The organism is Bacteroidota bacterium, from assembly GCA_030706565.1.
Lineage (GTDB): Bacteria > Bacteroidota > Bacteroidia > Bacteroidales > JAUZOH01 > JAUZOH01.
Genome location: JAUZOH010000183.1, coordinates 1 through 7,690, shown reverse-complemented (window position 1 = coordinate 7,690; position 7,690 = coordinate 1). Strand labels below are relative to the sequence as shown.

At 39.7% G+C, this 7,690-nt stretch carries 5 protein-coding genes and 1 rRNA gene; 2 read left to right on the top strand and 4 right to left on the bottom strand.

What is annotated here, in order from left to right:
* A 16S ribosomal RNA gene (locus Q8907_10160) occupies window positions 1-145 on the bottom strand; the annotation flags it as partial.
* A 766-nt stretch (window positions 146-911) separates the two neighbouring features.
* On the bottom strand, window positions 912-2,237 hold the full coding sequence (locus tag Q8907_10155; protein MDP4274629.1) for a gliding motility-associated C-terminal domain-containing protein: 1,326 nt from the start codon (window positions 2,235-2,237) through the stop codon (window positions 912-914).
* A 284-nt stretch (window positions 2,238-2,521) separates the two neighbouring features.
* On the opposite strand from Q8907_10155, the gene Q8907_10150 reads away from it, so the two are divergent.
* Window positions 2,522-4,891: a 3'-5' exonuclease gene (locus tag Q8907_10150; protein MDP4274628.1), complete on the top strand. Its 2,370-nt coding sequence runs from the start codon at window positions 2,522-2,524 to the stop codon at window positions 4,889-4,891.
* 80 nt (window positions 4,892-4,971) lie between these two features.
* Here the strand turns inward: Q8907_10150 and Q8907_10145 are convergent, their stop codons facing one another.
* Together Q8907_10145 and aspS are read right to left on the bottom strand one after the other, a co-directional pair.
* Complete coding sequence (locus Q8907_10145; GenBank protein MDP4274627.1) at window positions 4,972-5,562, bottom strand: DUF3109 family protein; 591 nt, start codon at window positions 5,560-5,562, stop codon at window positions 4,972-4,974.
* A gap of 109 nt (window positions 5,563-5,671) precedes the next feature.
* On the bottom strand, window positions 5,672-7,426 hold the full coding sequence (aspS, locus tag Q8907_10140; protein ID MDP4274626.1) for an aspartate--tRNA ligase: 1,755 nt from the start codon (window positions 7,424-7,426) through the stop codon (window positions 5,672-5,674).
* Window positions 7,427-7,483: 57 nt separating this feature from the next.
* Between aspS and Q8907_10135 the strand changes: the two genes are divergently transcribed.
* Window positions 7,484-7,690: deaminase (locus Q8907_10135; GenBank protein MDP4274625.1), on the top strand; the 207-nt coding region annotated here is incomplete at its 3' end.

Below are 7,690 nucleotides of genomic sequence, written 5' to 3'. Positions count from 1 at the left end.
CCCCCTGTTAAGGGTAAGTTGCATACGCGTTACTCACCAGTGCGCCGGTCGCCAACAGGTATTGCTACCCTTGCTGCCCCTCGACTTGCATGTGTTAAGCCTGCCGCTAGCGTTCATCCTGAGCCAGGATCAAACTCTCCAGTGTATTAAAACGTTCAAGTTTATTCTCAAGCTTTACTACTCAAAATTTCAGGTTTTGTGTTTCTTTCTTACCTTTTCTATCTCTTCAATCTTTTCAAAGAACTTATTCTTTATATCTTCTACCTGCTTAACTTATTCCGCTAAACAAGCTATTTTTTCAAAACAAAAATTCTATTCCTTCATCCCTCTTTTGGGACTGCAAAGGTAAACTTTATTTTTTAACTTACCAAAACTTTTTTACCTTTTTTTCTTCTCTATCCCTTATCCTGTCTTACTCTCAAAAGGGTGTGCAAAGGTAAACTCTTTATTTTATTCTCCAAAACTTTTTTAAGTTTTTTTCGTTTACTCTTTCTTTAACCCCCTCTATTCTTACTTTCCAAAAGGGACTGCAAATGTAAGCGCTTATTTTTAATATCCAAAACTTTTTTTAAAGTTTATTTCTAAACGCTCTCTGCTCTTCCCCGTCATCTCAGACTTCCGTAAGGGTCCGCAAAGGTAAGCACTTATTTCTTTTCTCCAAATCTTTTTATGAATTTTTCTCTCTCCTCTTCCCTCTCTAAGAACTTACCCCTCAACTTTTTTCATCTATTCTAAGAACTCCTCCCTAACTACTTCCTTTCGTTTTTGTTTGGGACTGCAAAGGTATCAACTCTCCCTCTCTTTCCAAATTTTTCTTACCTTTTTTTCCCCTATTCCTTTCACTCTTCCTTCTAAAACCCTGTAAAAGACACTATTTAAGCATGAAAAAAATTTAAAGTTTTTCATTTTTCTCAAAAGACATATAGAAAGCCTTTCTTCTGTCCTCCTCCCGAAGTCGGGGGTTTTATATCACCATACCCTTCTGCATCAACCACATAGAAATAAATGCCCGACGATACATAGCGGTCACCCCTACCCATGAGCGTTCCATCCCAACCTTTCCAATCCTTATCATTGATATCATGATGATATTCATATACCTTTTTACCCCAACGGTCAAAAATCGACAATTTAAAAGAACGAATAGTCTCAAACACAGGCTTGAAATAATCATTTATTCCATCTTTGACACTTGGCGTAATCACATTAGGAAATTCAAGCTCTGCTTCTTTTACAGTAATAGCAGGCGACATCACAGAATCTACACATCCTTCTTCACTGTGAGCGATCATTTTTACATAATAATCAGCAGGAAAATAAAAAGTATGAGAAGTCCCAAGCAAAGAATCCTGGGTAGTTTCAGTCCTGGGATCCTGAGTATTTAGGCTGTCCCCATAATCCCAATCAAACTGAATGGCATTGACAGAATTATTTGAAAATTCCGCCAAAATTTTACCCGACCCCTCAAGCTTAGAGTCACTGCCCCTGTCAACGCCCTGCAGTACACCTGTTTCCTGAGTTACTCCCTTACTGTCCGTAATTTTAACCTTAAAACGTGCCGAAGGCCTTATCGATTCATAAAGAACTTCATCACTTTTAGTATTTCCAAAGCCATCTTTGAGTTCCAACCGGTAATGGGTATCAACAGCAGGTGGATACCAGATTCTTACATAATTCCTTAAAGTACTGGGAATCGGTACTGTACTTTGAGGGTTGGAGACAAGCGAAAGTGTCAGGTCATGCTGAAACACTATCGGAGTCTTGCCTTCATAATATTTAAACGAGGAATCAGCAATACTGTATCTGATATCAACATATTCACAGGTAAAACTACCCAATTTTATTTTCCCCAATGTGTTTTTATTGGTAATATTCAGATCAATACGGTTGTTATAAACCCATGCAATAAAAAAAGTGTCCAGACCCTGTGCATTTGTAATCTCTACCTTATAGCCTCCGGAAGACAAATTCCTGATAACCGAAAAATAAGAAACCGTATCATATTTAACAGGTATAGAAAAGGTATAACTAACCGAATCAAACTTCGACCAACGGAAATTACATGGAACTGTTGCGGGTAAAGCATTTACCTCCAGGCTTCCGCTTACGGTCTGTCCTGTCTGAAGATTATTAAATATATATATTTTATCCTGAGGAATATGGCTGTAACTTGTAGTATCCGCATAACTTGCAGAGGGCGCCACGATTTGCCCCATCAACTGGATACTGTTGCCCAACAAGGCTATGAATAAAACTGGTAAGTACCTAAAAATACGAAGTTGATTAAACATATTTCCCCATTGCTAATTATATCTTACATTTTAAACTTAAAAATCAAATGAAAATTATTAGGACAAAAATATTTACAAGTATATAAAAAAAACGAGGCATTACCATTTTTGATTTCCATTTTTCAGAAACAAATCCTAATCATTATATAATGAATGTACTATAGTTTTGAACATATTTTTATCAACAAAAGTCAAAACGATAACCGGAGATAGAGATACAATAATTACTTTTGAAAAAAATTCAAGAGGATATAATTGTGGAGCAATATTTAGAGGAATTAAATGATGCACAGCGAGAAGCGGTGGAATGTATACTGGGGGCATCAATGGTCATTGCAGGTGCAGGTTCGGGTAAAACCAGGGTATTAACCTATCGTATAGCACATATACTTAATCAGGGTGTACGTGCACATGAAATTTTGGCCCTTACCTTTACCAATAAGGCCGCCAAAGAGATGAAAAGCCGTATAGCCTCAATAGTGGGGAATGATGTAGCCAGAAATCTATGGATGGGCACTTTCCATTCCATCTTCTCAAAAATTTTAAGGATGGAAGCTGAAAACTTGGGTTTTACATCAAATTATACCATATACGATACAAGTGATTCAAAGAGCCTCATCAAAAACATCGTTAAAGAAATGGGGCTGGACGATAAAATTTACAAAGTTTCGGATGTTTTGGGAAGAATCTCTGCCGCAAAAAATAACCTGATTGTACCGGCCGTTTATTCAACCTTGCCTGAGATTTACGAAAGAGACAAGGGCGCACGTAAGCCGCAAATGGGAGAAATATATAAAACCTATACCGACCGCTGCCGAAAGGCTGATGCCATGGATTTCGATGATTTGTTGCTTTATACCAACATTCTTTTCAGGGATTTTCCCCAAATACTGGAAAAATATCAAAAACACTTCAACTATATCCTGGTGGATGAGTACCAGGACACAAATTATTCCCAATATCTTATTGTAAAAAAACTGGCAGAAAAACACCGAAACATCTGTGTTGTGGGTGATGATGCGCAAAGTATATACTCATTCAGGGGGGCAAAAATTGAAAACATCCTGAACTTCAAGAATGATTACCCTGATTATAAGCTATTTAAACTAGAACAGAATTACCGTTCTACCCAAAACATAGTTGATGCAGCAAACAGCATCATAGCCAATAACAAACGGCAAATTCCCAAAAATGTATTTTCTAAAAATGAAATAGGTTCAAAGATTAAGGTATTAAGGGCAAAAACTGATGGGGAAGAAGGATTTCTGATTGCCAACAGCATTATGGACAGCAGGATGAGCGAGCATTTTGATTTTGAAGATTATGCTATTTTGTACCGGACCAACGCCCAGTCAAGAATCTTTGAAGAATCGCTCAGAAAGAAAAATATTCCTTATAAAATATATGGAGGATTATCGTTTTACCAGCGTAAAGAAATCAAAGACCTCCTGTCTTATTTCCGCTTAAGCATCAATATCAAAGATGAAGAGGCATTGAAAAGAGTAATCAACTATCCCGCAAGAGGAATAGGTGATACAACCATCAATAAAATTCAGAATCTCGCCTTAGAATCCGAATGCAGCATGTGGGAAATACTGGTAAACCTTGATAACATCCCCTCCGACATTAATCGTGGCACCAGGGCAAAACTAAGTTCGTTTGTCAGGTTGATTTCTGATTTTTCTCAGAAATTAAAAACCATGGACGCTTATGACTTTGCATTGACTATTGCCAATACCACCGGCATTCTTAACGAACTGAAATTCGACAAGACACCCGAAAATGTGAGCAGGTGTGAAAATGTGGAGGAACTGATGAACGGTATAAAATCTTTTATCTCGGATTTTCCTCCTGAGGCCGGCTTAATCACACTGGACCACTACATGGAAAACGTTGCCCTGCTTACCGATCAGGACACAGAAAAATCGGAAGACCAGAATAAGGTTACTCTGATGACCATCCATTCTGCTAAAGGATTGGAATTCAAAAACATTTATATTGTCGGTGTTGAAGAAGACCTCTTTCCTTCGCACCTTTCCTCAACAATTGAAAGTGAAATAGAAGAAGAGAGGCGGTTATTCTATGTGGCCATCACCCGTGCCAAGGTAAATGCCACGATATCCTATGCTGAAACCCGCTATAAATGGGGAACACCTACAAATTGTACGGCAAGTCGCTTTATCGGTGAAATTGATCCTGGTTTTCTGGAATTACCGGAAGATGACAATTTCGTTGAATCCGGAAGTGGTTTCGAACCGAAAGATGAAAGTTACCAGGGAGATGAAGGTTCAAGAACAAAATTTGAGAAAAAAACCTTTCAGAAAGCTGCCGGAGGTGCCCCTGCGGTTACCATTCCAAGAAAACTGATCAACATGAAAGAAGCCAGGCATCAGAACCAACAAAATGATCACATGGAAAGTGCCGACGCTTCTATGATCCAGGTTGGAATGAAAGTAGAACATGACCGCTTTGGCGTGGGTAAGGTACTTAACCTCGAAGGAACAGCGCCCAATATTAAAGCTACGGTATTTTTCCAAAATGCCGGACAAAAGCAGCTGTTGCTTAAGTTTGCCAAATTAAGAATTATCGAAACGATCTAATAAAATTCCCATAACAGAAAAGCCGGGGCAAACATTGATTGCTCCGGCTTTTCTGTTATTTGAGAATGAATTGTTTCTTATTACCTGATCCTCTGATTTTGTTCTTCCTGCGACAAGTGTTTGGCCGCATAATCAAGCTGATCATACCAATCTTTCCCGTATTTGCGGATCAGAGGTTCTTTCAGGAAAACATAAACCGGAATATCAAGTTTGTTGCCCAGTTTGCATGCTTCCTTACAAACATCCCACTTGTGATAGTTAACGGCCTCAAAATCTTTGTATTTATCTATCCGTATCGGGTAAAGATGGCAGGAAACAGGTTTTTGAAATTTGATTTTCCCCGCCTCGTATGCTTTTTCTATGCCACAAGTGGCAACTCCCTCTTCGAAAACCGTAAAAGCACATTCGTGTTCGTTAATCAGTGATGTAACCTGGTCGCCATCCACATCAACGTAATATAGTCCATTAGTTTCAATGGATGCAATACCCTCTTTACTTAAAAACGGCTTAATATCATCAAGATGTTCCTTAAGCAAATTGATTTCTTCTGTTTCCAAAGGAGCACCGGCATCTCCATAAACACAACAGGCACCCATGCATTTTTTCAGGTCACAGACAAACCTCTTCTCCAACACATCAAAACTAATTATGGTATTATCAATCTGTAGCATCGCTATTTCTCTTTCTTCAAATACTTATAAAATCTAATCCCACTCACAATTCTACATTTCCCATTGTTTCAACAGAAATCCGGTATTCCATCCGGTTAATGTGCAATTTTTACTTTTTAATATTTACCTGGATAGACAGCTCTTTTAACTGGTCATCGGCTACTACGCCAGGAGTATCCAGCATGACGTCACGGCCCGAATTGTTTTTCGGGAAAGCCATTACATCCCTGATCGAATCAAGTTTTGCAAACATGGAAACCAACCTGTCCAGCCCAAAAGCAATACCACCGTGAGGAGGAGCACCATAGCGGAAGGCATTCATCAGGAACCCAAATTTAACTTGTGCTTCTTCCGGAGAAATTCCCAGGACATTGAACATCTTCTGCTGCAAATTCCTGTCGTGGATACGAATAGAACCGCCGCCGACTTCAACACCGTTGATCACCATATCATAAGCATTGGCGCGAACAGCAGCAGGATTAGTCTCAAAAATTGAAATATCTTCAGCTTTGGGCGAAGTAAACGGATGATGCATGGCATAAAACCTTTGATCTTCTTCATTCCACTCAAACATCGGGAAATCAACCACCCACAAGGGGAAAAATTTATTTTTATCTCTCAAGCCAAGCCTGTCGGCCATTTCAAGCCTTAAAACACCCAAAGCAACCAAGGTTGTTTTTTGAACACCTGAAAGCAGGAGTAACAAATCGCCATTTGATGCGCCAAGCGCTTCAGCCCATTTCTTCAAGTCGTCCGGAGAATAAAACTTATCAACCGATGATTTTACGGTACCGTCCTCATTCAATTTCACATAAACCAGCCCTTTGGCACCAACCTGAGGTTTCTTAACAAATTCAGTAAGTTCATCAAGCTGCTTACGGGTATAATTTGCACAACCCTTTGCACAAATGGCCCCGATATATTCGGAGTTGTCAAATACTCCGAACCCTTTGCCTTTGACCAGTTGAGTAAGATCATGAATCTTCATGTCGAAACGCAGATCAGGCTTATCCGACCCGTAAAAATTCATTGCATCTGAATAAGGCAGGCGAAGGAAAGGTTGATCAAATTCAATATTTAAAATAACTTTAAAAAGATGTTTGGCCCAACCTTCAAAAATATTGAGAATATCCTCCTGCTCGACAAATGACAGCTCACAGTCAACCTGAGTAAATTCGGGCTGACGATCGGCACGCAAATCCTCATCCCTGAAACATTTGACGATCTGGAAGTAACGGTCGAAGCCTGCAACCATAAGCAACTGCTTTAAAGTTTGCGGGGATTGGGGCAAAGCATAAAACTGCCCGGGGTTCATCCGCGAAGGTACCAGGAAATCACGGGCACCCTCCGGGGTAGAATTAACCAAAACAGGAGTTTCTATTTCAATAAAATGTTGTTCATCCAAATATTTCCTGATTTCCTGGGCCATTTTATGGCGCAGTTCAATATTTTTCCGAACACTCTGACGGCGTAAATCAAGATAACGGTACTTCATCCGGATTTCGTCGCCGCCATCGGTATTATCTTCAATGGTAAAAGGCGGAATTTCAGAAGCATTAAGAACTTCAAGCTTTTTAACCTCAATTTCTATGTCACCGGTAGACAGGTTGGGATTTTTATTGCTGCGTTCCATGACTTTCCCGGTAGCGGATATAACATACTCCCTGCCCAATTTTCTAGCCTGGTTGCAGAGCTCAGTATTGGTTTCCATGTTAAATACCAGCTGGGTAATCCCGTAACGGTCGCGCAAATCGATAAAAGTCATTCCACCTAAATCTCTCGACCGTTGAACCCATCCACAAAGGGTTACCTCCTGGTTTACATTTTTCAGCGTTAATTCTCCGCAGGTATTTGTTCTGTACATATCTTTTAATTTAACTTTGCGAAATTAGCAAGAATTTACAAAAGTAATACTTTAAGCATGAACGAAAAGATATTCTCCGACGAATATTTCATGAAGGAAGCCCTCAAGGAAGCAAAGAAGGCTTTGGAAGATGATGAAATCCCCATCGGGGCAGTGGTGGTTTTGCAAAACCAGATTATTGCCCGGGCGCACAATTTAACAGAGATGTTGAATGACGTCACGGCACATGCCGAAATGCAGGCGTTTACCTCGGCTGCAAATTAT